21 protein-coding genes are annotated in these 24,926 nt (G+C 65.4%); 10 read left to right on the top strand and 11 right to left on the bottom strand.

Annotated features, from left to right (window positions below):
- Positions 1 to 3 precede the first annotated feature (3 nt).
- Both BX604_RS24280 and BX604_RS24275 read right to left on the bottom strand, forming a co-directional pair.
- Positions 4 to 987 (bottom strand): LysR substrate-binding domain-containing protein, encoded by a 984-nt coding sequence (locus tag BX604_RS24280; protein WP_098553386.1) that lies wholly within the window; start codon positions 985 to 987, stop codon positions 4 to 6.
- A 231-nt stretch (positions 988 to 1,218) separates the two neighbouring features.
- Entirely contained in the window at positions 1,219 to 2,181 is a 963-nt protein-coding gene (locus BX604_RS24275) for a 2-hydroxyacid dehydrogenase (RefSeq protein ID WP_098553385.1), read from the bottom strand.
- A 313-nt stretch (positions 2,182 to 2,494) separates the two neighbouring features.
- Here BX604_RS24275 and BX604_RS24270 point away from each other — a divergent pair, with 313 nt between their 5' ends.
- The 6 genes from BX604_RS24270 to BX604_RS24245 all read left to right on the top strand — a co-directional run bounded on the left by BX604_RS24270 (position 2,495) and on the right by BX604_RS24245 (position 9,782).
- Positions 2,495 to 3,253, top strand: a complete 759-nt coding sequence (locus BX604_RS24270) for an SDR family oxidoreductase (RefSeq protein ID WP_098553384.1) — start codon at positions 2,495 to 2,497, stop codon at positions 3,251 to 3,253.
- Positions 3,254 to 3,342: 89 nt separating this feature from the next.
- On the top strand, positions 3,343 to 4,629 hold the full coding sequence (locus BX604_RS24265; RefSeq protein WP_098553383.1) for an MFS transporter: 1,287 nt from the start codon (positions 3,343 to 3,345) through the stop codon (positions 4,627 to 4,629).
- Between the two features lie 49 nt (positions 4,630 to 4,678).
- Positions 4,679 to 5,071: a VOC family protein gene (locus BX604_RS24260; protein ID WP_098553382.1), complete on the top strand. Its 393-nt coding sequence runs from the start codon at positions 4,679 to 4,681 to the stop codon at positions 5,069 to 5,071.
- Between the two features lie 65 nt (positions 5,072 to 5,136).
- Positions 5,137 to 6,378 carry a citrate synthase gene (locus BX604_RS24255; protein WP_098553381.1) on the top strand — a complete coding sequence of 414 codons (1,242 nt, stop codon included), beginning with the start codon at positions 5,137 to 5,139 and terminating at the stop codon, positions 6,376 to 6,378.
- Between the two features lie 326 nt (positions 6,379 to 6,704).
- On the top strand, positions 6,705 to 8,360 hold the full coding sequence (locus BX604_RS24250) for a choline dehydrogenase (RefSeq protein WP_098553380.1): 1,656 nt from the start codon (positions 6,705 to 6,707) through the stop codon (positions 8,358 to 8,360).
- 135 nt (positions 8,361 to 8,495) lie between these two features.
- Positions 8,496 to 9,782 (top strand): MFS transporter, encoded by a 1,287-nt coding sequence (locus BX604_RS24245; RefSeq protein ID WP_098553379.1) that lies wholly within the window; start codon positions 8,496 to 8,498, stop codon positions 9,780 to 9,782.
- 163 nt (positions 9,783 to 9,945) lie between these two features.
- Here BX604_RS24245 and BX604_RS24240 read toward each other — a convergent pair whose 3' ends face one another.
- The 3 genes from BX604_RS24240 to BX604_RS24230 form a co-directional block, all read right to left on the bottom strand.
- A complete protein-coding gene (locus BX604_RS24240) occupies positions 9,946 to 10,983 on the bottom strand; it encodes a proline racemase family protein (RefSeq protein ID WP_098553378.1) in 1,038 nt (345 codons plus the stop codon).
- A gap of 100 nt (positions 10,984 to 11,083) precedes the next feature.
- Positions 11,084 to 12,577 carry an aldehyde dehydrogenase family protein gene (locus tag BX604_RS24235; protein ID WP_098553377.1) on the bottom strand — a complete coding sequence of 498 codons (1,494 nt, stop codon included), beginning with the start codon at positions 12,575 to 12,577 and terminating at the stop codon, positions 11,084 to 11,086.
- A 50-nt stretch (positions 12,578 to 12,627) separates the two neighbouring features.
- A complete protein-coding gene (locus tag BX604_RS24230; protein WP_098553376.1) occupies positions 12,628 to 13,662 on the bottom strand; it encodes a proline racemase family protein in 1,035 nt (344 codons plus the stop codon).
- Between the two features lie 403 nt (positions 13,663 to 14,065).
- Between BX604_RS24230 and BX604_RS24225 the strand changes: the two genes are divergently transcribed.
- The 4 genes from BX604_RS24225 to BX604_RS24210 all read left to right on the top strand — a co-directional run bounded on the left by BX604_RS24225 (position 14,066) and on the right by BX604_RS24210 (position 19,542).
- Positions 14,066 to 15,154, top strand: a complete 1,089-nt coding sequence (locus BX604_RS24225; RefSeq protein WP_098553375.1) for a LacI family DNA-binding transcriptional regulator — start codon at positions 14,066 to 14,068, stop codon at positions 15,152 to 15,154.
- Positions 15,155 to 15,595: 441 nt separating this feature from the next.
- Positions 15,596 to 16,975, top strand: coding sequence for a purine-cytosine permease family protein (locus BX604_RS24220; protein WP_098553374.1), 1,380 nt, complete (start codon positions 15,596 to 15,598; stop codon positions 16,973 to 16,975).
- A 191-nt stretch (positions 16,976 to 17,166) separates the two neighbouring features.
- Positions 17,167 to 18,294, top strand: a complete 1,128-nt coding sequence (locus BX604_RS24215; RefSeq protein ID WP_098553373.1) for a porin — start codon at positions 17,167 to 17,169, stop codon at positions 18,292 to 18,294.
- A 99-nt stretch (positions 18,295 to 18,393) separates the two neighbouring features.
- Positions 18,394 to 19,542, top strand: a complete 1,149-nt coding sequence (locus BX604_RS24210) for a branched-chain amino acid ABC transporter substrate-binding protein (RefSeq protein WP_179894869.1) — start codon at positions 18,394 to 18,396, stop codon at positions 19,540 to 19,542.
- A 55-nt stretch (positions 19,543 to 19,597) separates the two neighbouring features.
- Here BX604_RS24210 and BX604_RS24205 read toward each other — a convergent pair whose 3' ends face one another.
- The 6 genes from BX604_RS24205 to BX604_RS24180 form a co-directional block, all read right to left on the bottom strand.
- Positions 19,598 to 20,767, bottom strand: coding sequence for an MFS transporter (locus tag BX604_RS24205; RefSeq protein WP_257146408.1), 1,170 nt, complete (start codon positions 20,765 to 20,767; stop codon positions 19,598 to 19,600).
- The gene (locus BX604_RS24200; protein ID WP_098553370.1) at positions 20,760 to 21,812 is read right to left on the bottom strand and encodes a glycosyltransferase family 4 protein; all 1,053 of its coding nucleotides are present in this window, start codon (positions 21,810 to 21,812) and stop codon (positions 20,760 to 20,762) included. Before BX604_RS24200 ends, BX604_RS24205 begins: the two co-directional genes overlap by 8 nt.
- A gap of 119 nt (positions 21,813 to 21,931) precedes the next feature.
- A complete protein-coding gene (locus BX604_RS24195) occupies positions 21,932 to 22,516 on the bottom strand; it encodes an NIPSNAP family protein (RefSeq protein WP_098553369.1) in 585 nt (194 codons plus the stop codon).
- Positions 22,517 to 22,531: 15 nt separating this feature from the next.
- Entirely contained in the window at positions 22,532 to 23,284 is a 753-nt protein-coding gene (locus tag BX604_RS24190; protein ID WP_098553368.1) for an SDR family oxidoreductase, read from the bottom strand.
- Between the two features lie 11 nt (positions 23,285 to 23,295).
- On the bottom strand, positions 23,296 to 24,168 hold the full coding sequence (locus BX604_RS24185) for an aspartate dehydrogenase (RefSeq protein ID WP_098553367.1): 873 nt from the start codon (positions 24,166 to 24,168) through the stop codon (positions 23,296 to 23,298).
- Complete coding sequence (locus BX604_RS24180; RefSeq protein WP_098554021.1) at positions 24,165 to 24,926, bottom strand: alpha/beta fold hydrolase; 762 nt, start codon at positions 24,924 to 24,926, stop codon at positions 24,165 to 24,167. Before BX604_RS24180 ends, BX604_RS24185 begins: the two co-directional genes overlap by 4 nt.

The raw sequence follows: 24,926 nt of genomic DNA, 5'->3' as shown, positions 1-24,926 counted from the left end.
CGTCTACGACCAGAGGCTTTGATTCGCGAAGTCGATCAGCCAGCTCAGGAAGGTCTTCGCGGGCGCGCTGAGCTCCTCGGTGTCCGCATAAACGATGTATTCGCACATCCCCGTCTTGACGGATACATCGAGCGGCCGGACCAGCAGTGCCCCTCTGTCCTCTTCCGGAACACCGTACGCCCACGCCAGCGCCACGCCCTTGCCGCTGCAGGCCGCACGATAGACCAGGTCGTAGTGGGACAGCGTCAGGTTCTTTCTCACCGCGCGCTGCTGAACGCCGGCCCGTTCGAGCCACGTGTCCCACGAATTGGAATCCGCGCTGTCCGAGCCGTATTCGATCAGTTCGCAGTCCATCAGATCCTTCACCGTCCGGATCTCGTGATCGCGCTGATACGACGGCGAGCAGACCGGAAAGATCGTCTCTTCGAACAGCTTGACCTTCGCGAGGTTCGGCCAGTGTCCGTCGCCATAGCGAATCGCGAGGTCGACCGGCTCGTGCCACGGGTCGACCGGCGAATTGCTCGCGAGCACCCGAATGTCGATGTTCGGATGCTGCGTGCGGAATTCGAATATCGCGGGCATCAACCAGAAGTTCGCCATCGCATTGGTCGCGGCAATCGTGACCGTGCTGGTGTCGAGCGCCTCGATCATCGTCACGGCCCGGCGAATCGTATTCAGGCTTTGCGCGATGGCCTGCTGGAAGATCAGGCCGGCGCGCGTCAGTTGAATCTCCTTGTGCCGTCGCGTGAAGAGCGGCACGCCCATCCGCTCCTCGAGCACCTGGATCTGCCGGCTCACCGCGCCCTGCGAAAGATGGAGCTCTTCCGCCGCCTTCGTGAAACTCATCAACCTCGCCGATGCTTCGAATGCGGAAATCGTATTGAGCGGGGGCAGCCGCTTGCGGGGCGTAGACAACTTGGAGTCTCCAGGGGCGCGTACTTGTGTGACAGCCGGGCTCGAAAGCCGCGATCGGAGACTGTACTGCATTCAAGATTCTTGGGCTACGGATTCGAGGAATCGACTGAATAGGGCATACCCTATAAGCGCGCCGGCCGCCGTGCGAACGACCAGCGGGAAGGTACTCGTGGTTCGCCTCGCAGGTTCCGAAACCACCGCATGCATCAGTAATCGCATGCAGACCACCTCCCCGCCCCCAGTCGAAACGCGCGCTCGCACGGCAACGCTTCGACGTCGCCGCGCATGCCGCCACGACGCCTTTCAAAGCGCGTTCGGCGCCCCCCTGCCGTCGAGCACCGCCGCGACGTTGTCGAGTGCCGTGAAGCCCATCTGGTCGCGCGTCTCGATCGTCGCGCTGGCCATGTGCGGCGACAGGAACACGTTGTCGAGCGTGGCGAAACGCGGATCGATGTTCGGCTCGTTGCGATAGACGTCGAGCCCCGCGCCGAACAGCCGGTGCGACGTCAGCGCGTCGTACAGCGCGTCCTCGTCGACGAGACCGCCGCGCGCCGCATTGACGAATACCGCCCCTTCGCGCAACAAGCCGAACTCCCGACGCGTCATCAGCGGCGTACCGCCGCCCGGCACGTGCAGCGTGAGGATGTCGCATTGCGGCAGCAGCGCATCGAGATCCGCGCAATAGCGCGCGCCGGCTTCCACTTCGGGCGGCGCCGGCCGCCTGTCGGTGTACACGATGTGCATCCCGAAGCCGCGTGCGCGTTGCGCCACCGCGCGGCCGATCCGGCCGAAGCCGACGATCCCGAGCGTCTTGCCGTTCACGCGCATACCGAGCAGGTCGGTCATCCCGAACGACTTGCCCCAGCCGGCCCGCACGATCCGCTCGTATTCGGATGCGCGCCGGCATGCGGCGAGCATCAGCAGCATCGTGAAGTCGGCCGTGCATTCGGTCAGCGCATCGGGGGCGTTGGTGACCACGATGCCGCGTGCGCGCGCGGCGGCCACGTCCATGTGGTCGAAGCCGGCGCTCGCGTTCGCGATGATCTTCACGCTCGGCGGCAACGCCGCGATGTGCCCGGCCTGCAGCCCCGACTTCTTGCCGATCAATACGGCCGGCGTGTCATGGCGGTTGCAGAACGCGACGACGGACGGTGCGTCCATGTCGGCGTCCGTCACATAGGCGTGGAACTCGGATTCGGCACGCGCAGCCACCGCTGCGGGAACCCGTCGCGCAACCAGCAGGCGGGTGCGTTTGTCATCAGGCATGGTCTCGTCCTTGGGTCGGAAAACGGAACACAGCCTACGAAGCGCGCGCGCCGGCGGTCAATATTGATTGATTCGATCAACGTGTCCGCGCAGCACCGGTCGCGAGGTCGAAGCCACCCGTTCGACACACCGCCCGGTGCTCGTGAACGGCTTGCCGGCCGCTTGCACGGCGTCTGCACGAACTCAGGAAAACCCTGACGCCGCCCCGACACGACGGGCCCGTTGATATTGATTGAAAGAATCAAGATTGCTGGTGATTCGCTGCCGCGCAATCCTTTTTCCATGTTCAACGCACTGAAGACGAGGTCTTGAAATGCAGGCACGGAAAAAAATCGCGGCGGTGACGGGCGCCGGCACCGGAATCGGCCAGGCCGCCGCGATCGCGCTGGCACGCGCCGGATTCAGCGTGGCGCTGCTCGGCAGACGCATCGAGCCGCTGCTCGCGACGAAGGAAACCATCGAGGCGGCCGGCGGCGTGGCGGCGGCCATGCCGACCGACGTGGCCGACGAAGCGTCGGTGGACGCGAGCTTCGCGCAGATCGCGCGCGAATTCGGCCGCCTCGACGTGCTGTTCAACAACGCCGGCCGCAACGCGGGCGCCGTGCCGCTCGACGACTACTCGCTCGAATTCTGGAACGACGTGCTCGCGACCAACCTGACGGGCGTATTCCTGTGCGCACGCGCTGCCTGGCGCCAGATGAAGCGCCAGACCCCGCAAGGCGGCCGCATCATCAACAACGGGTCGATCTCCGCGCATACGCCGCGCCCGAACACGATCGCGTACACGGCCACCAAGCACGCCGTGCTCGGCATCACCCGCTCGCTCGCGCTCGACGGCCGGCCGTTCAACATCGCATGCGGCCAGATCGACATCGGCAACGCGGCCACGTCGCTGACCGAGCGCATGAACAGCGGCGTGCTGCAGGCCGACGGCCGCGTCGCGCCCGAGCCGCGCGTCGACGTGGCGCACGTCGCGGATGCGATCGTGCAGATGGCGAGCCTGCCGCTCGAAGCCAACATCCTCAACATGACGCTCATGGCGAGCGCGATGCCCTTCGTCGGGCGCGGCTGACCGGACGCTTCGCCGGCGCTCACCAGAACAACGCGCCGGCCCACAATCAGGAGACGACATTGAAAACCGCAGAAGAGCAGGTTTCGGTCATGCGCGAGTTCGACGCGCACGCGGGCGTCGCCAGACGATCGCGGGTGCGCTACGGCGTGCTGTCGATGCTGCTGGTGGCAACCATCCTCAACTATGTCGACCGCTCGGCGCTCGGCATCGTCGCACCGGCCCTTTCCAGGGATCTCGCGCTCACCCGCGTCCAGATGGGCGAGCTGTTCGCCGTGTTCGGCCTCGCGTACTCGATCGCGCTGCTGCCCGCGGGCGCGCTCGCCGACATGCTCGGTTCGCGCGTCGCGTATGCGCTGTCGCTGGTCGGCTGGTCGTTCGCGACGCTGACCCAGGGGTTCGCGCACGGCTATCACATGCTGCTCGGCTCGCGTCTCGCGATGGGCGCGCTCGAAGCGCCCGCGTTTCCGTCGAACGCGCGCGCCGTGATGATGTGGTTCCCGGTTCAGGAGCGCGGCTTCGCCACCAGCGTGTACGTGATGGGCCAGTATGTCGGCACGCCGCTCTTCACCGGGCTGCTGCTGTGGATCTCGTCCGCGTTCGGCTGGCGCGCCGTGTTCTTCGCGACAGGTTGCTTCGGTATCCTGTTCAGCATCGTCTGGTACCGGCTCTATCGCGATCCGTCGCGGCATCCCCGCGTGAATGCGGCCGAACTGCAACACATCACCGAGGGGCGTCCGGTCGTGACCGCGCGCGATCGTTTCGACTGGCGCATGGCGCTGCGCCTGCTCGGCTACCGGCAGATTCTCGCGATCTGTCTCGGCAAGTTCTGTAACAACACGCTGCTGGTGTTCTTCACGACCTGGTTCATGACCTATCTCGTCGAGGAACGGCACATGTCGATGATCAAGGTCGGCTTCTTCCAGGCCATGCCGTTCATCGGCGCGACGCTCGGGATCCTGATCGCCGGCTACCTGTCCGATCTCTGTATCCGGCGCGGCGTGTCGATGTCGTCGTCGCGCAAGGCGCCGCTCGTGATCGGCACGTTTCTCGGTGCGTCGATCGTGCTCGTCAATTTCGTGCACTCGAACGCGCTCGTGATCGCGATCCTCACCGTCGCATTCTTCGCGCAGGGCATCGGTTCGATGTCGTGGGCCGCCGTGTCCGAAATCGCGCCGAAGCGCTATGTCGGGCTCACCAGCAGCATCACGAGCCTCGCGGCCAATATCGCGGCCGTCACCACGCCGCTGATGATCGGCTACGTGACGCAGCACACCGGCAACTTTTTCTGGGCACTGAACCTGATGGGCGCCATCTGCCTCGTCGGCACGCTGTCGTATTCCGTGCTGCTCGGCAAGCTGTCGCGCATCGAGCTCTGATCCCGTTCAACCCGCGTCGCCAACACTGACGCTTCCCTGACCCGACACCATGATCGAATTCAAATGGGATCACCTGCAACTCTGCTCGGCCGATGCCGAGGCCACCGCGGCGTGGTTTGCGCGCTGCCTGAACGCCGAGATCGTGCGACGCCCCGGCCGCGTCGACCTGCGCATCGGCACCATCAACCTGTTCATCACCGCGAGCCCCGACGCGCGCTCGCCTGACACGCACGACGGTGCGCCGAGGCAGGGCATCGACCACTTCGGCGTGCTGGTCGAGAATCTCGATGCCGCGTATGCGCACCTCGTCGAGAACGGCGCCGAGATCGTCCAGCCGGTCACGCGGATCCGCGCCGGCGTGCGCGGCTGCTTCGTGCGCGCGCCGGGCGAGATTCTCGTCGAGGTGCTCGAGCGGCGGCCCGCCGAGATGACATTCAACTGAACCGGGTCTATAGTCGGCGCAGGCGGCCGGGCACCGGTCGCGTCCTCATTACGATCGTGGCCCCCATGCACAACTGGATCTCCCTGACGGAAGCCGCGCGGCGGCTCGGCGTGCGCGCACAGACCGTCTACGCGTATGCGAGCCGCGGCAGCATCGCCGTGATGCAGGATCCCGACGATCCGCGCAAGAGCCTGTATCGCGCCGAGGACGTCGTCGCGCTGTGCCGCAAGAAGCAGGTCGGCCGCAAGCGTGCGGCGCTCGCCGCGAGCACGATCTTCGGGGCCGAGCCGTGCATCTATAGCGGCATCACCACGTTTTCCAAAGGCCGTGCGTGGTATCGCGGCCGCGACAGCATTCAACTCGCGGATACCGCCACGCTCGAGGAAACGGCCGAGCTGCTGTGGCATGCGACCACGCCCGTGTCGTTCGATGCGCCCGACGTCGCGTTGCCGCCCGGCGAGCGCGATCGCCAGTGCGCGTTCACGACGCTCGCGACGCTGGCCGCGCACGGTCATTCGACGCTCGGCCGGCTCGACAGCGCACTGCATGTCGAGGCCGGCCAGCTCGTCGCGATCGTGTCGCGCGCGTTCGGCGCACACGACGGCGCCAGCCTCGCCTGGACCCATCAGCGGCTCGCCGCGGGCTGGGGGCTGGACAGCCACGGCGCCGACCTGCTGCGCCGCGCGATGGTGCTGGTGGCCGATCACGAGATCACGAGCTCGGCGTTCGCCGCGCGCATCACCGCGTCGACCGGCGCGTCGCTCGCGGGCTGCCTGCTGACCGGGCTCGCGACGCTATCGGGGCCGCTGCATGGCGACGCGTCGGGGCGCGTGCGCGCGGTGTTCGACGACATCGAGCGGCTCGGCGCCGAGCGCGTGGTCGATCATCACCTGAAGTCCGCGATTCCGATTCCCGGCTTCGGCCATCATCTCTATCCCGATGGCGATCCGCGCGCGGCCGCGTTGCTCGCGCGGCTCGATCCGCCGCCGGAACTGGCCCGCTTCATCGACAAGGTGACGACGCTCACCGGTCAGCGGCCGACCATCGACGTCGCGCTCGCGATGCTGTCGGTACAGCTTCAGTTGCCGCGCGACGCGGCCTTCGGGCTGTTCTCGATCGCGCGCAGCGTCGGGCTGCTGGCGCACTGCATCGAGCAGTTGCGCGTGGGCAAGGTGATCCGGCCGCGCAGCCGGTATACGGGGCCGGCGCTCGATGAGCGGCATCTGCGCGCCGAGGGCGAGGATGACGGGACATTGCCGAAGGCCGGGGTGATCGAGAAGAATCGGGTGTTCAAGGTGGTGGAGTGACTGGCGTCGGTTGATCCGGACAGCGTGCCCCCCGGCGATCGCGTGCCTTTATTCGCGCCCCCCCCCAAATTCGGCCCACCTCCTCCCGCCGATCAGGTAACGCTCAGCCTCATCGAACGCCCGGTACTCACACGGGCCATTCCCGGATATGCGTGAAAACCCGCAATGCACCGAAAAATGTAATCCTTTACATTGGTTTTCGTGCGACATAGAATCCCCATCAAAGTCGTGTGCACATGCCTGGACACCGTCGCCGACATGCTCACGAGCCGGTAGTCAGGCAAGCCCTGCCCGGTTTCATTTCAGAATTTTTCGGAGGCAACACCATGCAGGACATTCATCGCCGGCCGATCCGCACCGACTACGATTACGTGGTGATCGGCTCCGGCTCGGCAGGCAGCGTCGTCGCAGCACGACTGGCCGAAGATGCCGGCACGCGCGTGCTGCTCATCGAAGCGGGCCCCAAGGACACGAGCACTTACATCCGCATGCCGGCGGCGCTCGGGTTCCCGCTGATGGACGACAAGTTCAACTGGTACATGCACTCCGAGCCCGAGCCGGGCCTGAACGACCGGAAGATCTACGAGGCGCGCGGCCGCGTGCTCGGCGGCTGCTCGTCGATCAACGGCATGAACTGGGTGCGCGGCAATCCGTGGGATTACGACAACTGGGAGGCGCTGGGCAACGCAGGATGGAGCTATGCGGACGTGCTTCCCTACTTCCGCAAGGCCGAAACCTTCGACAAGGGCGCCAACGCCTATCGCGGCGGCAACGGCCCGATGCACATCGAAACCTGCCGCGCCGACAATCCGCTGTATCGCGCGTTCCTCGAAGCCGGCAAGCAGGCGGGGCTGCCGCACGTGGAAGACCACAACGCGTACCGGCAGGAAGGCGTTCACATCACGCAGCGCAACGTCCACCGCGGGCTGCGCTGGAGCACGTCGCGCGCCTATCTGCACGAAGCGCCGCCGCGCGCCAACCTGCATGTCTGGAGCATGGCGCAAGTGCTGAAGCTCGAGTTCGCGGGCAAGCGGGCGGTCGCGGTGCTCGTGCGTGTCGGGTCTGAAACGAAGCGGATCAACATTTCACGCGAGGCCATCGTCTGCGGCGGTGCGATCCATTCGCCGCAGATCCTGATGCTGTCCGGCATCGGCAATGGCAGCGACCTGCGACGCCTGTCGATCAATGTCGTCTCCGACCTGCCCGGCGTCGGCCAGGGCCTGAAGGATCACCTGGCTGCACCGGTCCAGTATCGGGCGACGCAGAACGTTTCGGCGGCGCGGGAACTGACGACGCTCGGCAAGCTGAAACTGGGCGTTCAGTGGAAGCTGTTCAAGAAGGGGCTCGGCGCCACCAATTTCTTCGAAGTGGGCGCGTTCATCCGCACGCAGGATGACGTCAAGGTGCCCAACGTGCAGTTCGAGTTCATCCCGATGCTCGGGGAGTTCCAGCACGGCAACGTGAAGCTGGAGAACGGCTTCCAGTACTTCTTCAGCCTGATGCGTCCGACGAGCAGCGGGCGCGTATGGATCGACAGCGTCGATCCGCTGGCCGCGCCGAAGTTCGTGTTCAATTTCCTGACGACCGAGACGGACCGGCGCGACGCGATTGCCGCCGTGCGCGCGATCCGCAACGTGGTCGACCAACAGGCGTGGGCACCGCTGCGCGGCGAGGAAGTCACGCCCGGCCAACTGGTTCAGACCGACGAGCAGATCCTCGCCTATCTGCGCGAGACGGCCGGAACGAACTACCACCCAAGTTGTACCTGCCGGATGGGACCGGGCAACGATGCCGTGGTCGACGCCCAGGGGCGCGTGCACGGTGTCGACAACGTGCGTGTGGTGGATGCGTCGATCATGCCGGAAATCGTCAGCGGCAACCTCAACGCGCCGGTCATCATGATGGCCGAGAAAATCGCCGACAACATTCGCGGCCGCTCGGAGCCGCCGGCCGGCAAGGCCGAATACTACAAAGCGGCCTAGACCCCGCTTGTCCCGCGATTGCCTCCGACAGGGCCGATCGCGCGGTCTTCAGGCCGTGGACGCGAGCATCGTTCACGGCCTTTTTTTGCGGCCTTCCGGCACCGGGCTGGCCGCGCCTCGACACCTGGACACACGATGAACCAGCTTTCCACGCCGCCCGAAATCGTGCGGCCGCACGATCGCGACACGCGCAGCCGTGGCGCGACAATCGCGATTGCATTCCTTATCGGCGCGGGCCTGATCAACAACCTCGATCGCAGTGCACTGTCGGTCGCCAATCATCTCGTTGCGTCGGAACTGCAACTGTCGGCCGCCCAGATGGGCTTGCTGATGTCGTCGTTCTCGATCGTGTACGCGTTCTCGCAGCTCCCGATCGGCTTGATCCTCGATCGCTTCGGCGCGCGCATCGTGTTCGGCATCGGCTTGTTGTGCTGGTCGACCGCGCAGCTCGCATGCGGCTTCGTGCAGACCTTCCAGCAGTTGCTGCTCGGGCGTGCGTTGCTCGGCATCGGCGAATCGCCGCACTATCCGGCCTGCGCGAAGATCGTCAGCGAATGGTTTCCTGCTGAGAAGCGCGGCGGGCCGACCAGCCTCTTCCTGATCGCCGGGACCGTCGCGCCCGCGCTTGCACCGCCGTTGCTGACACTGCTGTTGATCGCGGTCGGCTGGCGGATGATGTTCGCGACGCTGGGCGTGCTGGGGATCGTGCTGGCGCTTGCGTGGTTTACCGTCTACCGGAACCGGACGCCCGATCGCGGGACGAGCGGCACGGCAGCCGAAGATGACCACGCACACGCGTCGCGCCCGGGGTTCGCCGAATGGCGCGCACTGCTGATACAGCGCAACACGATCGCGATGATGCTCGGCTCGGCGGGCGTGATCTACATGATCTGGCTGTACGTGTCGTGGCTGCCGGCCTACCTCGAGCACGAACAGCACGTGAGTATCGCCAGGACAGGCTGGCTCGCGGCCATTCCCTATGCGGCAGGCACGATCGGCCAACTGAGCTGCGGCACCTTCATCGACTTCCTGACGCGCAAAGGGTACAGCGTATCGCTCAGCCGCAAGATCCCGACGTGTATCGGCCTCGTGGTCGCCGCGATGTTCACGGCCGCCGCCGCGGCAGCCCACACGCCGGCACTCGCGGTCGCCGCCATTTCGGGCGCGCTGTTCTCGATTTACTTCGCGAACGTCGGCACCTGGGCCATCGTCGGCGTGATGGTGCCGAGCCGGCTGGTCGCCACGATGGGCAGCGTGCTGACGTTCGGCGGATACCTCGGGGGATCGGCCGCGCCGGTCATCACCGGCGTGATCGTGGACCGCACGCACTCGTTCGCGAACGGACTGCTCATCAGTGCGTGCCTCGCGATCGCGGCGGCGGCGGTCTTCGCGTTCGGCATCCGGATCGACGACCGGAACTGACGTCGTTTGCGATCGGTCGCGTCCGGCGCCGATCGCAAGCCGGACGGCTGCATCGTCATGCGCTCCGGCCGATGTCTCTGCGGGAGCAAAAGCGGCATCCCGGCGATGCCGGACGCGCGCCAGCCCGGGCAGAAGCCCGGGCATGGCATTCACGCGCGCAAGATCACGCGGGCTTTCTCCACAAATCGCTCAGCGTATAACCGGTCGGCAGCGGATCGGTCGCATCGAGCACGTACTGATGGTAGCCGGTGATCCATGCGCTACCGGTAATCATCGGACGAACACCCGGCTTGCCGCCGACCGACAACGTCTCCGCAATCTCGCCGATGAACTCGGTTCCGAGGATCGATTCGTGCACGAACCGCTCTCCCGGCCGAATCTGCCCGCGGGCGTGCATGACGGCAAGGCGCGCGCTGGTGCCCGTTCCGCACGGCGAACGGTCGACGCGCCCGGGCGACACGATCACGCTGTTCTTCGCCCGCAGCCCGCCATCGGCGCCGCGCTGGAGCGGGCCTGCAAAGAGCGTCTGATTGATCGTGTGGATGTCGGGATTCTCGGGGTGCACGGCGGGGATCTGCTCGGCGGCAGCCGCCTTGATCCGTTCGCCGATGTCCACCATCCGCCCTGCCTCGTCGGGTTCGATGGCGAAACCGACCGCCTGCGCATCGACCAGCACGTAGATCATTCCGCCGTACGCGACGTCGACCTTCAGCGTGCCGAGGCCCGGCACTTCGACCGGCAAGTCGAGGCCGAACACGAAGCACGGAACATTCGAGAACCGCACGTTCACGCATTTGCCGTCGCGACATTCGGCGCGCACGCGCACGAGGCCGCCGGGCGCTTCGAGCGTGACGTCGGTGTACGGTTCCTGCATCGGAATCATCCCGGTCTCGAGCAGCGCGGTGACGGTGCAGATCGTGTTGCTGCCCGACATCGGCACGTAGTACTCGGCCTCCATGATCACGAAACCCGCATCCGCTGCCGGATCGCACGGCGGCAGGACCAGGTTCACGCATTGCGTGACGCTGCCGCGCGGTTCCTGCAGAAGGAATTTGCGCAGATCGTCGGCTTGCGTCTCGAGATAGCGCATCTTTTCGAAAATCGTGTTGCCGGGCACGTCGAGTACGCCACCGGTAATGACGTCGTTACGCTCGCCGCCGGTATGGACGCCGACGACGTTGACCATTCGCTTCAGTTTCATTGTTTGCCCTGTGTTGGGGCCGGCTCGCCGTGCGAGCCGGCCTGATCGTTCATGCCGCAGGCCGCCTCATCGACGCCACACTGCCCGCGAACCTCACCCGTCAGCTCGCGGCGACCACCGTCGCGGGCAATGCCGGTGCGCGCTTGCCGAGCTTGATGAAAGTCGATTTGACCTCCGTATACTCGAGCAGCCCGTCGAGCCCGTTCTCGCGCCCCACGCCGCTTTCCTTGAAACCGCCGAACGGCATCTGCGGCGCGGATTCCAGGTAGGTGTTCACGAACACGGTCCCGCTGCGCAGTTGCTGGGACACCGTGATGGCCTTGTCGATATCCTTGGTCCACAAGCCGTTGCCAAGACCGTAGTTCGTATCGTTGGCGAGCCGCACGGCTTCGTCGGCATCCTTGAATGTCGTGACCGTCAGCACCGGCCCGAAGATCTCCTCGCGGAAAATCCGCATCTCCGGCGTCACGCCGGTGAAGATCGTCGTGCCGACAAAAAAGCCCTTGTCGAGGCCGTTCGCGGTCACGCGCTCGCCGCCGACCGCAAGCGTCGCGCCTTCCGCCTTCCCGATCCGAATATAGTCCAGCACCTTGTTCAGGTGCTGCTCGTGAATCAGCGCACCGATATCGGTACGGTCGTCGAGCGGCAAGCCGACGACCACACGCTTCGCGCGCTCGACCAGCTTGCCGACGAACGCGTCCGCAACCGACGCTTCGATCAGCAGTCGCGTCCCCGCGACGCACTCTTCGCCCTGGTTCAGAATCGTGCCGAGCAGCACGCCGTCGAGCGCGGCGTCGAGATCCGCGTCGGCGAACACGATGTTCGCTGCCTTGCCGCCGAGCTCGAGCGCGACATGCTTGACCGTTTCCGCCGCATTGCGCGCGATCTGTTTGCCGACGAGCGTCGAACCGGTAAACGAAATCATGTCGACACCAGGGTGCTTCGACATGGCCTCGCCGACGACCGGGCCCGTCCCGGTCACGACGTTGATCACGCCGCCCGGGATACCGGCTTCCTTCGCGAGCGCCGCCACTTCGAGCGCCGTGCCCGACGTCAGTTCCGACGGCTTGATGACCGTCGTGCAGCCGGCGGCCAGCGCGAACGGCAGCTTCTGGAACAACGTGACCAGCGGGAAGTTCCACGGCACGATCATGCCGACGACGCCGCGCGCCTCACGCGTGACGAGGCCGAGCTTGTCCGCCCCCAGGTTGCTGAATGCGTCTCCGCCCAGTTGCCATGCGAGCGACGCCGCATAGCGGGTCAGGTCGACCGATGCCGCAACCTCCGCACGCGCGAACCGGATCGGCTTGCCGACCTCTTCCGCCTCGATGCGGGCGAGCTTTTCCGCATCGCGCTCGATCAGCGCGGCCCATGCGTTCAACAACGCGGCACGGGTCGCCCCCGGCAACCGCGACCACGACTGATCATCGAAGCGCGCGCGCGCCGCGCCGACCGCACGATCGAGGTCCGCCGTGCCACCGGCCGCATAGTCGGCGAGTTTGTCGCCATGCGCGGGCGAATACCGTGCGACGGATTCCGGCGTGCTCGCGGCTTGCCATTGACCATCGATCCAAAGATCGTAACGACGTGTCATACTAGACTCCTGTAATCGATTACCCATAAAAACAAAGAAAAACGCATGGCTCAGTACGACTCGGGCCACGTGTCCGAAAGTGTGTAGCCGGACGCCAGCGGATCGGTGACATCCAGGCAAACCTGCTGCATGCCGGTGATCCACGCTTGCCCGGCAACGCTGGTTATGACGGCGGGATAAGGGCCTTCCTGGGTTTGCCGCTCGATCGAGCCCTCGAAGCAGGTGCCGAGGATCGACTCGTGAATCAGGATCTCGCCGGGTGCGATCTGCTTTCGGCGGTGCAACAGCGCGAGACGCGCCGACGTTGCCGTCCCGCCGGGCGATCGATCGAGCCGGCCCGGCGACACGATCACCGCGTTGCGCGACCGGATACCGCGCTCGGTCCGCGTGAGCGGGCCCATGAACTGGGCCTGCGTGATGCCCGTCAGCGCGGTATTCATCGGGTAGATGGCTTGCAATTGCCGGCTTGCGGCACGCTTGATCAGTTCGCCGAGTTCGCTCAACTCCTTCGCCTCGTCGGCTTCCAGCCGCAGGCCCAGCATCTCCGCGTCGATCTGCACGAAGGTTTCGCCGCCGTACGAGATGTCGACCGGCAAGGCTCCGTAGCCCGGCACGTGGACTTCGTGCTGCTCGTAAAAGACGAACGCCGGCTGATTGACGAAGCTCACGCGCGTCACCTTCCCGCCGGAACATTGGCAGGTGACCTGCACGGCCCCGGCTGGCGCCTCGAGGACGAACCGGGTCTCGGGCTCCTGCATCGGAACCATCCCGGTCTCGAGCAGCACGGTCGCGACGCACATCAGGTTGGACCCGGACATCACCGGATAGTCGGTCGCGCCCGCGGTGACGAACCCGACACCCGTCTCCGGATGAGCGGACGGCAGCACGATGTTGATGCTGTCGATCACGGAGCCGCGCGGCTCGGACAGGCAAAGCCGCCGGATATCGTCGCGGCGGAGGCGCAGATACTCGCGCTTGTCGAACATCGTTTCTCCCGGGACGTCCACCACGCCGCCGGTCAGCACCTTGCCGACCTCACCCTCCGCGTGGCAGTTCACGACCTGGTAGTAGTTCTTCCACCGCATCTACCGTCTCCATCTGAAATGTAATCAATTACAAACCGCGTCGCAAGTTGCCATTCTCCTCCTGACACGCGCACAGGGGAGCCTCAAAACGGCTCGAACCCCTATCGGAATTTTACAGAAAACCTGCGTTTTTTCAGAAAAACCATGTTGCCGAGGTGTATCATAGCAGCGTCACAATGACACGTGTGGTGGAAAGTAGCCGACGGACGAAGCAACGCCCGAACGTCGCGCCACAAGTCATTGATATCAATCAAATTATTTTTGAGGCATCAGGAGATCGGGGAGACATCCGCCACCCCACCGGGAAGTAATCGTTTTCTCGCCCGAGCCGCACATTTGCCCGCAGCGCAGCGCGTGTTTGCACACTCGCGCCGCCCGCCTCCCCATTTCGAGCGCTTTCAACATGAACAACTCAGCGAAACAGCGGCCCCAGAAAGCCCAGAAGGTCAATGTCACCGACGTCGCGAAGGCGGCGGGCGTGTCCGTCGCGACCGTGTCGCGCGCGTTCAACCTTCCCCATCTCGTGCGCGAAGAAGCGCGCGAGAAGGTGATCGCCATCGCGCGAAAGATGGGCTACACGCCCAACCCGTCCGCCAAGGCACTGCGGCTGCAGAAGACGCACATCATCGGCGCGGTCATTCCGACACTCGATTATTCGTTCTTCGCGCGCCTCGTCGACGGCTTCGAAGAGCGCATCACCGCAGCCGGCTACAGCGTGTTCGTGCTGACGACCGGCTTCGACAACACGCGGATGCTCGACAAGGTTCGCGCACTCGTCGAGCGCGGCGCGGAAGCGCTGCTGATGGTGGGCCGCGTCGACGATCCGGCGCTTCGCGCGTATTTGCTCGAAAAGCAGATTCCGTGCGTGACGACGTATTCGTATACGAATGACGAGCACTTCCCGTCGATCGGTTTCGACAACTACAGCGCCACGAAGCAGATGGTCGAATTCCTGATCCGGCTCGGCCATCGGCGCATGGTGATGATCGCCGGCCCGATTCACGGCAACGACAGGCAGCAATCGCGGATCCAGGCATTCGAGGAAACGCTGGCCGCCCACGGCATCACCGACGGCTGCCACGTCATCGAGAAGAGTTACGGCTCGGCGGTTTTCCGCGGCGCCGAGGCCATGCGCCAGATCTTCGGCGAGTTTCCGGAAACGACCGCCGTCGTCTGCAACAGCGATACGTTCGCGCTGAGCGCCATCGCCGAATGTCGCCGCATGGGCATACGCGTGCCGGAGGATCTGTCGATTTCCGGATTCGACAACGACGACTACGCGACCGTATTCACGCCCGCCCTCACGACGATTTCGGTTCCCGCGCGGGATATGGGCGAGCATTCGGCGCAGGCGCTGATCAGCGCCCTCGCAGACCAGCGCAGGATCATGCCGGTTCGCCTCGAAACCAATCTCGTCGTGCGGGAGTCGACAAGCACGGCCCGCCGCGACGAGGCCCGCAAACTGGTTTCCGCCGAGCACGACGGACGATAGGCATGGCCGGGCGCACGCCCGGCATTGTCCTCCGCAGGCTCCCCGAGCCTGCACGCCATCGCCGCAATCCGCGGCCCGGCCGGGTCACGCCGACCGGCATCGCCCTCCCCGCCCGCAGCACCGCCTCGTACCGAGCCATCCAAGCCGATTGTAATCCTTTACTTGTTTATCGAAAATTTACGCGTACCGATGAACATGCCACCTCCCCACAGACCGCGTGCGAGACGTCCTCAGGCCGTTTGATACGAGGTTTTAGCCGGATCGCCCCACCTTCGAATAGGGAAGACCCGCATTGAATCACCACTGTAAAGGATTACATTACAGGCCGAGCTACAGCAAAACTGACGGCCCGGCCGGACGTCATCGAAGCGTCGAATGCCCGAGGAGCAGGACCGTACGGTCCGTTTCCGCGGAGCAACCTTTACCCCCTGTGAGGAAGCGATGGACATCGAAAACAGAAGCATTGAGTTCATTCCCGAGAATGAACGCTACGGGAAACCAAGCCGGCTCTTTACCATCTGGTTCAGCGCCAACATGCAGGTCACCACGCTCGTGGTCGGCACGCTTGGCGTCGCAGCCGGCCTGAGCGTGTTCTGGACCATCGTCGGCCTGATTCTCGGCAACCTCATCGGCACCGTCTTCATGGCCGGCCACTCGGCGCAAGGCCCTCACCTCGGCATTCCGCAGATGATCCAGAGCCGCGCGCAGTTCGGGGTACTCGGCGCCGGCATCCCGCTGTTCATCGTGGTGGTGTCCTATGTGCTGTTCACGGCCGCCAATGGCGTCGTGATGCGCGACTCGATCAAGTCGATCTACCCGATGAGCGACAACGAGGCCATCATCCTGTTCGGCGTGCTGACGCTGATCATCAGCTACATCGGCTACGAGCTGATCCACCGGATGGGCGCGTACATGTCGGCCCTGTCCGGTCTGATCTTCGCGGCTGCCGCGTTCCTCGTGTACCAGCACCCGCTGCCGCCGCATGCCGCAGCGGCCGCCGCGAACCACGGCTACATCAACAGCGCGTTCATGCTGGTGGTGGCGCAGGCCGCGTCCTGGACGCTCGGCTTCGGCCCGTATGTCGCCGACTATTCGCGCTATCTGCCGAAGAACATTTCGACGAAGCAGACGTTCTGGTACAGCTACATCGGCAACGCGCTCGGCTCGACGCTCGTGATGATTCTCGGCGCGGTGCTCGCCGCCGGCATCGCCGACGTGACGAAGGATCCCGGCACCGGTCTTGCCGGCCTGTTCGGTGGCTGGGGGCGTCCCGCGCTCGTGATCATCGTGCTCGGCGTGCTCGAGATCAACGTGCTCAACCTGTACAGCGCGTACATGTCGACCACGACGATCTTCACCGGCTTCAAGGGCATGGCGCGTGTCAGCAAGTCGATGAAGCTCGTGATCATGACGCTCATCGCCATCCTTGCAACGGCCATCGCGATCGGCACGCAGTACAAGTTCAACGACTACTTCTCGGACATTCTCGTCGCGCAAATCTACGTGCTGGTGCCGTGGAGCTCGATCAACCTCGTCGACTACTACCTGATCCGCAAAGGCCAGTACAGCGTACCCGACATGTACAACGAGGACGGCATCTACGGCAAGTACAACATCAGCACGCTCGCGATCTTCATCGTCGCGGTCGCCGTGCAGGTGCCGTTCATGGACATGTCGTTCTATCACAGCTACTTCGCCCGCCTCATCGGCGCGGACGTCAGCTGGATCCCGAGCCTGCTCGTCCCGGGCGCGCTCTACTACTTCGTCAATCGTAACCGCGGGCTGTCGCTGGTCGCCAACCGTGCGTCGGTGGTGCAGTAACCCGCCATCGGGCAACGTCGAACCGAATCCGGACGCGCCGCCGCGCGTCCGTCATCCGCGGCGCATCGCGTCGATTTCCGGCAAGCCCCGCTTCGATCACGTTTTTTTCGCGAACATCATTAGGTATACGAATAAAAATTCGACGAACGGACTTGCGCTTCTCCAGGACAACATAAAACGTGAGTGAGACATTGAACAAAATCCATCTGATCGCAGCCGCGGCACTGGGCACGCTTTCCGCCGCAGCCAGCGCCCAGAGCGCCGTTACGCTTTACGGCATCGTCGATACGGGTATCGCGTATATCCACAACAGCGGCGGGCAGCATTCGCAATGGAAGATGTCGTCCGGCAACCTGTCCGGGAGCCAGTGGGGCCTCAAGGGCACGGAAGACCTGGGCGGCGGCCTGAGCGCCGTTTTCACGCTCGAGAACGGTTTCGATGCCGGGTCCGGCCAGCTTCAGCAGGACAACCGGATGTTCGGCCGGCAAGCCTTCGTCGGACTGACGAGCACGCGGTTCGGCTCGGTGACGCTCGGCCGCCAGTACGACCCGGTCAGCGACCTGCTGCAGCCGTACACGGCCGACGCGTACAGCGGCTTCTTCGCGACGCCCGGCGACGTCGACAACTACGACAGCAGCGTGCGCTTCAACAACGCGGTGAAATGGACGAGCCCGGTGTGGGGCGGCTTCACGCTATCGGCAATGTACGGGTTCGGTGGCGTCGCGGGCTCCGTCGGCTCCGGGCAAACCTATTCCGGCGCGATCAGCTACAGCCAGGGCCCCTTGTCGCTCGGCGCGGGTTACCTGCATGTCGACAACGGTAACGCGAGTGCATCGACGCGCGGCGTATCGTCAGCCGATACGTTCTTCAACAGCTCGGTCAACGCGGCGTATGCATCGGCCCGCTCGGTCAGCATCGCGCGCGCCGGCGGACAGTATGCGATCGGCGCGGTGACCGTCGGCGCGGCCTACAGCTTCTCCGAGTATTCGCCGGATGCATCGTCGACCTTCGGCCGCTCCGAGAAATATCACAACGGCTCCGTGTTCGCGAACTGGCAGGTGTCGCCGGTCTTTGTCGCGATCGCCGGCTACAACTACACGAAGTCGAACGGCGATTCGGCCGCGAAGTATCATCAGGTCAACCTGGGCATCGACTACCTGCTGAGCAAGCGCACGGACGTCTATGCAACGGTCGGCTACACCCATGCGAGCGGGCAGAACGGGCTCGGCGCCGCGCAGGCCGTGATCGGCTCGTTCGATATCGATGCAGGCGCCAGCTCGCAGGTGATCGGCATCGTCGGCATGCGCCACAAGTTCTGATCGTTGCCGGACATGCGGCCACGGCAAGCCTGGAAGGATCCGGGCGCGCCGCGGCCGCACGCCGGCCATCCGCCCATGAACCACACTCGCAGGAACGCCATGAACCGAACCGTGGCCATGTACGTGGCACTGACCACTACCGCGTGCGTCACCGCCCCTGCCCATGCGCAGGATCCGGGGGCCGCGGCAACCATCGTGAAGCTCGGCTTCGCGTCGCCGCTCACGGGTGCGCAGGCGCACCTCGGCAAGGACAATGAAAACGGCGCGCGCCTGGCCGTCGAAGAGATCAATGCAAAGGGATTCAAGGTCGGCGGCAAGCCGGTTCGCCTCGAACTCGTGCCGGAAGACGATGCCGGCGATCCCCGCACCGGAACGATGGTGGCGCAGCAACTCGTCGACCTCGGCGTCGTCGCGGTGGTCGGCCACATGAACTCCGGCGTCGCGATCCCCGCGTCGCGCGTGTACAGCAACGCGCAGATCGCGCTGCTGTCGAGTGCGTCGAATCCCGCGTACACCACGCAGGGTTACAAAACCTCCTTTCGATTGACCGCGACCGATGCGAGCCAGGGGCCGGCGCTCGCGCACTATGCAGCCGGGCGTCTGCATGTGCGACGCGTCGTCGTCGTGGACGACGCCAGCGCGTTCGGGCAGGGTCTCGCCGACGAGTTCGCGAAGAAGGCGAAGGCACTCGGCCTGCAGATCGTGAGCCGCGAAACTGTCAGCGACAAGTCGATCGACTTTCGCGCGGTGCTGACCCGCATCAAGTCGGAGCGTGTCGACGCCATCATGTTCGGCGGCATGGACGCGACGGCCGGCCCGCTTGCGAAGCAGGCGCGCACGCTTGGCCTCGCGCTGCCGATTCTCGGCGGCGACGGCATCTGTACGCCGACGATGATCAGCCTGGCCGACAAGGCCGCGGAAAATATCGTGTGCTCGAGTGTCGGCACGCCGCTCGAAAACCTGCCGCGCGGCGCCGCGTTCGAACATGCGTATGAAGCGCGATACGGCACACCGGTGAAGTTCCTCGCCCCGTTCTTTTACGACGCTGTCTACCTGGTCGCGGACGCGATGCGGCGCAGCGGGTCGATCGACCATGCTGCCGTGCTCGCCGCCTTGCCGAAAACCGACTATGCCGGGGTGACCGGACGGTTCGCCTATACCGATCGCGGCGACATCAAGGATCCGGTGGTCACGCTCTATACGGTCAAGGGCGGGAAACTCGTTCCGGCCGAGACGGTTCATATGTGATCGACGCCGCGCCGATGATTCGGCGCGGTGCCGACCGCAGCCACGGTCGCACCGCTCAGCGCGCCACTTTCAACCCGGCAATGCCGGCCGCCAGCAGCAGCACGGCGAGCAACGCGAAGGACGCGGCCAGTCCCAACGCATGCGCGAAAAATCCGACCGCCGCCGGGCCCGCCAGGTTGCCGCCATACCCGAGCGTCGTCAGCGCGGTGATCGCCGCGGACGGTTCCATCGCGCGCTGACGGCCGGCCGCCGCAAACAGCAGCGGCACGATGTTCGCGCAGCCGATGCCGGTGAGCCCGAAACCGACGATCGCGCCGACGCCCGACGGTGCGGCGATTGCAACGCCGAGCCCCAATGCGCCGAGAATTCCGCCCGCCACGATGATCGTTTGCGCGCCGAGCCGGTGAGCGAGCTCGTCGCCCAGCAGCCGACCGCTCGTCATCGCGATCGCGAACACGGTGTAACCGAATCCCGCGCGCACCTGTTCGTACTGCTTGACCGTCGTGAGAAACAACGCACTCCAGTCGAGCATCGCGCCTTCCACCAGGAACACGCAGAGCGCAATCGCGCCCATCACGGCGACGATGCCCTGCGGCAACACGAAATGCGCGCCGCTGCCGCCGCCGGCGTCCGCGCGCAGACGCCGACCGTAGAACGCGATCAGCGCGACCGCCATCGCCGACACGGCGAGCGACACCGCGACCGGCGGTGCGCCCGCCGACAGCAGCGCGCCGCCAGCCAGCGAGCCCGCGATGCCGCCGACACTGAACAGGCCATGAAAGCCCGACATGAGACGCCGCCGCGTATCGCGTTCGACCAGCATCGCGTGAATGTTCATCGTGACGTCGATGATGCCCATACCCGCACCGAACAGCAGCAATGCCGCCGCCATCGTGCCCATGGTCGACATCAGCGCGAGCAACGGCAACGCGATGGCGATCATCGCGGTGCCCGCGCCGATCATGCGCCGGCACCCGAAGCGCACGACCAGGCGCTGGCACAACGGCATGCATCCGATCGATCCGATCCCGAGGCACAGCAGCAGGAACCCGAGCTTCGCGTCGTCCACGCCGAGCCGCTCCTTCGCATACGGCACGAGCGGCGCCCATGCCGCGACGCTCATGCCGGCGACGAAGAATGCCGCCCGCGTTGCCGCGATGCCGTTCCCCGCAGCCGGCTCCCGGTCAGCCGCGTCGCGCGGCCCGGCATCGCTTGCGCTATACAAGATGCACCTCGGGAACGCGCGCGCCGATGATCTCGCGATACACGCCGACATAATCACGCGCCATCCGTCGCGCATCGAAACGCTGCTCGAATACCCGTCGAATCGCGCTGCGCGACAGCGTCTTCGACCGCTCGACGGCGTCGACAGCCTGCGCGACGGTGTCGACGACGTAGCCCGTCACGCCATCGTCGATCACCTCGGGAACCGAGCCGCGGCGAAACGCGATCGTCGGCGTCCCGCACGCCATCGCCTCGATCATCACCAGCCCGAACGGCTCGGGCCAGTCGATCGGCAACAGCATCGCGCGGGCATTGGACAGGAACGCGGGCTTTTGCAGCTCGTTGATCTCGCCGATGAACTCGACGTTCGCCTGCTGCAGCAACGGCGCGATCTCGCGTTCGAAGTACGCGACGTCGGCCTTGTCGACTTTCGCCGCGATCTTCAGCGGCAAGCCGGCCTGCGTTGCGATGCGGATCGCCGCGTCGACGCCTTTTTCCGGGCAGATGCGCCCGAGGAACGCGAGATAGCCGCCGTCCCCGTCGGCCTGCGGTGTCAGCAGGCCGCTCGGCAGCCCGTGCTGGACGGTCGCGGCCCATCCGGCGTTCGGCATCGGCACACGCTGCGCATCGGAGATCGACACGAGCGGCGTATCGGGGTGCTGCGCAAACACCGGATGGATTTCGGGCAGATCGAGCCGGCCATGCAGCGTCGTCACGAACGGCACGTCGAGCTCGCCGAACAGCGAAAACGGCAGATAGTCCAGATGGAAATGAAGGATGTCGAATTCGTGCGCGACGGCTCTCACCTGCTCCAGCATCAGGAAATGCGGCGCGATCGGATCGCGGATCGTCGGGTCCAGACGCAGCGCCGTCGGCCAGCATGCGCGCAGCGTCGCGTCCGTGATCGAGTCGCCGCTCGCAAACAGCGTCACGTCGTGGCCGAGCTGGACGAGTGCATCGGTCAGGTAGGAAACGACGCGTTCGGTGCCGCCGTAAAGCTTCGGCGGCACGGCTTCATGAAGGGGAGCGATCTGTGCAATTCGCATGATGATGGCGAAATTCCGGTTCAATAAAAAAGGCGCAGCGGCATGGCGGCTGCGCCAAAGAGGCAGAAAGCCTCACGTGCGAATGGCCTTCCCCGGCGCCATTCGCCTGGAGATGCCGGTCAAGCGGGCGACGGCCGATAGGGGCCGGCGTCGATCGCGGTCGCGGTTGCGTGCAGCACGCCGAGTTCGGCGAGCGCCGTCGGGTCGGCCAGCGGTGCCGCGCCGCGGTTGAGCAGATACACCGCGTTCGGATCCGGAAATTCCGCCACCCATACGCCGTCCGCATCGGCATGCGTTCGCGCCAGCGCGGCGGCCACCTGCGCGGCCCGGCCGAGCTTGCAGCGCAGCGCATGCAGCACGCGCGCCCCGTGCTCGACAGAGCGTGTGCCGTCTCCGGCAACGGTGCCGGCGATCGGATTCAGGATCGTGATCGACTGCGACGACACATGCGCCACCGCGCCGGGCAGGAAAGCGTCGGTCCATCCAGGCACGCGGCCGAGCGCGGCGCGCTTCTCCGCGCGCTCCGCCAGCGACGCATACGACCACACATGCAGGAAGCGGATCGTGCCTTCGTCGATCGTCCAGTTGCCGACGAGCCGTCCGTATTCGTTGCCGCGGATCGGCATGCCGACGTCCCGGAACAACGCGAAATAGCCGGGCGCCCGCTCACGTTCGATCACATACTCGCGTAGCTCGTGAATCATCCGTGCCCCCGAGGATCAGCGCGCCGTATAGCCGCCGTCGACCGTGATCATCGAGCCGGTGACGAACGACGATTCGTCCGACGCCAGATACAGGATCGCGGTGGAGATTTCCTCGGGCGTCGCATAGCGGTTCACCGGTGCGCGCGCCTTCAGCGCCGCGACGAAGCCTTCCGGATCCGGCACTTCCTTGAGCATCTTTTCGTAGTAGTTGGACCACGTCACGCCCGGCGCCACGCTGTTCACGCGAATGTTCTCTTCCGCATGGTCGAGCGCCATCGCACGGGTCAGTGCCGCCACGCCGCCCTTGGCCGCCACGTATGCGGCACGATCGGGAATGCCGGCCACCGACACGGTCGACGCCAGGTTCACGATCGACCCGCCGCCGCGCTTGATCATCTGCGGAATCGCGTATTTCGATACCAGGAACACGCTCTTCAGGTTCACGTCGATCAGGCGATCCCACTCGTCTTCCTCGATCGTCACGACGCTGCCGCGCGTACCGAGCCCGGCGTTGTTGACGACGATGTCGATACCGTCGAAGCGATCCACCGTTGCCTGGATCATCTCCTTCACCTGCTGCGTGCTCGTCACGTCCACCTGAACGGCGAAGGCATGGGCGCCGATCCCGTCGGCCACCTTGCGTGCGCCGTCGTAGTCGCGGTCGGCGAGCGCGACACGCGCGCCTTCCTGCACGAAACGCTCGGCCGTGGCCGCACCGATACCTGCCGCAGCGCCCGTAATCAGCGCAATTTTTCCTTTCAGTCGCATTTCATCCTCACTCAGATCACGTGCTCGAGACGTCGCAGAATCGCGTCCTCGATACTCAATGCCGCCAGCCACGACGTGCGCGGGTTGTCGGGCAACGGGTTGTTTTCCAGCCGAATGACGAGCCGGCCGAACGGTCCGGTCGCTTCGACCTCGTGTACGTTCTTGTCGACGCCCGGATCGGCCATCATCGTGACGACCGTGTTCTCGAAGCCAACGCCGGCCAGCGCGACCGCCGCCGTCACGTTCGCGTTCTTCGGATAAAGCCGCGCCGACTCGGCGGCACTCCCCTCGAAAATCACGGTCGGCTCGGTGATGGCCGCCAGGTCGAATTGCGCTTCGGCCGGGGAACCGACCCACGCGCGCGGCGGCTTGCGGCCGATATAGCGAACCGACTGAAGGCCGCTTCCGCGCGCCGCGCTGAGCGCATCGAGGCCGCCGATCGCGCCCGATACCACGGTCAGTTCGGATTGGCCGCTTAGTTGCGCGTCGTGAAGCTTCGCGCGCAGCGCACCGGACGACAACGCGCCGACCGACGCGACGATCGCATCGACACCGCGCTCGAGGCAGTGCGCGACGACGTGCTCGACGGCCTGATGGCCCGCGCATTCGACGACGACCGTCGGCTGCCACGCGAGCAATGCGTCGACGGTCGAAAACAGCTCGACGTTCAGCTCGCGCTTGAGCAGCGCGGCGTCGCCGTGAGGATCGAAGCCCGCGACGGGCAGATCGCCATGCGCACCCGCGCGAATCGATGCGACGACGCGGCGGCCCATCGCACCCATGCCGATCACGGCGATACGTTCCGCGTGCTGATGCGACGACGAACGACCCACCCCCGAATTCGCCACGGCCGTGGCGTCGTGACGGGCAGAAACCTGATTCATGTGCGCTCCAGAAATGACCCGACCAGCGTCGCGAATGCGTCGGGCGCGACCTGCGGGAAGAAATGTCCACCGTCGACCTTTTCCAGTTCGCTGCGCGCGATCCGTTCCGCAAGGTCGGCCGAGTTGTAGAACGGGACGATGAAATCGTCTTCCGCGCCGACGACCAGAACGTCCTGCGCGAGACGCGCCAGTTCATCGGCGCGCTCATAGGCGAGCAGCATGTCGATCCGGCTCGATACCGTCTCGACGTCCAGCGCCATCGCGGCATCGAAGTCGGGCGGCGCGTCGGCCGCGAGATGCCGGTCGTACCATTGCCCGTCATAGCCGCCGAGCTTCGACAGCGCCGAATACGCGGACGGTCCGACCCGCTGCAGCAGATAGCGACGGAATGCGAACAAATCGCGAAAACGCCGGTCGGGCTTCGCCCATCCGCCGCTCAGCACGAGTCGGTGGCAGCGGCCGGGATGATCGAGGCCGAGGGTCTGCGCGACGAGGCTGCCGGTCGAATGACCGACGATGTGAGCGGCATCGATCGATTCCCGATCCAGCACGTCCAGCACCGCGGCGGCAATCGTCGGGATCGTCTGCGCGGCCGGCGGCGCACTGAGGCCGACACCCGGGTGATCGAATGTGAGCACCTGGAAATGTCGTGCGAGCAGCGGCACGATCGGCTTCCAGAATGCGCCCAGCCCGCCGAGCCCCGCGATCAGCACGACCGCGCGGCCCTCGCCGTGGCTTTCGTAATGAACGGCGTTCAT

The organism is Burkholderia sp. JKS000303 (assembly GCF_002563755.1).
GTDB classification, from domain to species: Bacteria; Pseudomonadota; Gammaproteobacteria; order Burkholderiales; family Burkholderiaceae; genus Burkholderia; species Burkholderia anthina_B.
The sequence above is the reverse complement of the archived record's forward strand: the minus strand, read 5'-3'. Positions and strand labels throughout refer to the sequence as shown.

Excerpts from the sequence above, each read along its gene's own strand:
- BX604_RS24275 (WP_098553385.1), bottom strand. The coding sequence starts at position 2,181 with ATGCCTGATGACAAACGCACCCGCCTGCTGGTTGCGCGACGGGTTCCC.
- BX604_RS24235 (WP_098553377.1), bottom strand. The coding sequence starts at position 12,577 with ATGACACGTCGTTACGATCTTTGGATCGATGGTCAATGGCAAGCCGCG.
- BX604_RS24200 (WP_098553370.1), bottom strand. The coding sequence starts at position 21,812 with ATGCGAATTGCACAGATCGCTCCCCTTCATGAAGCCGTGCCGCCGAAG.
- BX604_RS24185 (WP_098553367.1), bottom strand. The coding sequence starts at position 24,168 with ATGAATCAGGTTTCTGCCCGTCACGACGCCACGGCCGTGGCGAATTCG.
- BX604_RS24260 (WP_098553382.1), top strand. The coding sequence starts at position 4,679 with ATGATCGAATTCAAATGGGATCACCTGCAACTCTGCTCGGCCGATGCC.
- BX604_RS24240 (WP_098553378.1), bottom strand. The coding sequence starts at position 10,983 with ATGAAACTGAAGCGAATGGTCAACGTCGTCGGCGTCCATACCGGCGGC.
- BX604_RS24220 (WP_098553374.1), top strand. The coding sequence starts at position 15,596 with ATGGACATCGAAAACAGAAGCATTGAGTTCATTCCCGAGAATGAACGC.
- BX604_RS24245 (WP_098553379.1), top strand. The coding sequence starts at position 8,496 with ATGAACCAGCTTTCCACGCCGCCCGAAATCGTGCGGCCGCACGATCGC.
- BX604_RS24210 (WP_179894869.1), top strand. The coding sequence starts at position 18,394 with ATGAACCGAACCGTGGCCATGTACGTGGCACTGACCACTACCGCGTGC.
- BX604_RS24255 (WP_098553381.1), top strand. The coding sequence starts at position 5,137 with ATGCACAACTGGATCTCCCTGACGGAAGCCGCGCGGCGGCTCGGCGTG.
- BX604_RS24270 (WP_098553384.1), top strand. The coding sequence starts at position 2,495 with ATGCAGGCACGGAAAAAAATCGCGGCGGTGACGGGCGCCGGCACCGGA.
- BX604_RS24195 (WP_098553369.1), bottom strand. The coding sequence starts at position 22,516 with ATGATTCACGAGCTACGCGAGTATGTGATCGAACGTGAGCGGGCGCCC.
- BX604_RS24230 (WP_098553376.1), bottom strand. The coding sequence starts at position 13,662 with ATGCGGTGGAAGAACTACTACCAGGTCGTGAACTGCCACGCGGAGGGT.
- BX604_RS24250 (WP_098553380.1), top strand. The coding sequence starts at position 6,705 with ATGCAGGACATTCATCGCCGGCCGATCCGCACCGACTACGATTACGTG.
- BX604_RS24225 (WP_098553375.1), top strand. The coding sequence starts at position 14,066 with ATGAACAACTCAGCGAAACAGCGGCCCCAGAAAGCCCAGAAGGTCAAT.
- BX604_RS24180 (WP_098554021.1), bottom strand. The coding sequence starts at position 24,926 with ATGAACGCCGTTCATTACGAAAGCCACGGCGAGGGCCGCGCGGTCGTG.
- BX604_RS24265 (WP_098553383.1), top strand. The coding sequence starts at position 3,343 with ATGCGCGAGTTCGACGCGCACGCGGGCGTCGCCAGACGATCGCGGGTG.
- BX604_RS24190 (WP_098553368.1), bottom strand. The coding sequence starts at position 23,284 with ATGCGACTGAAAGGAAAAATTGCGCTGATTACGGGCGCTGCGGCAGGT.
- BX604_RS24280 (WP_098553386.1), bottom strand. The coding sequence starts at position 987 with ATGCAGTACAGTCTCCGATCGCGGCTTTCGAGCCCGGCTGTCACACAA.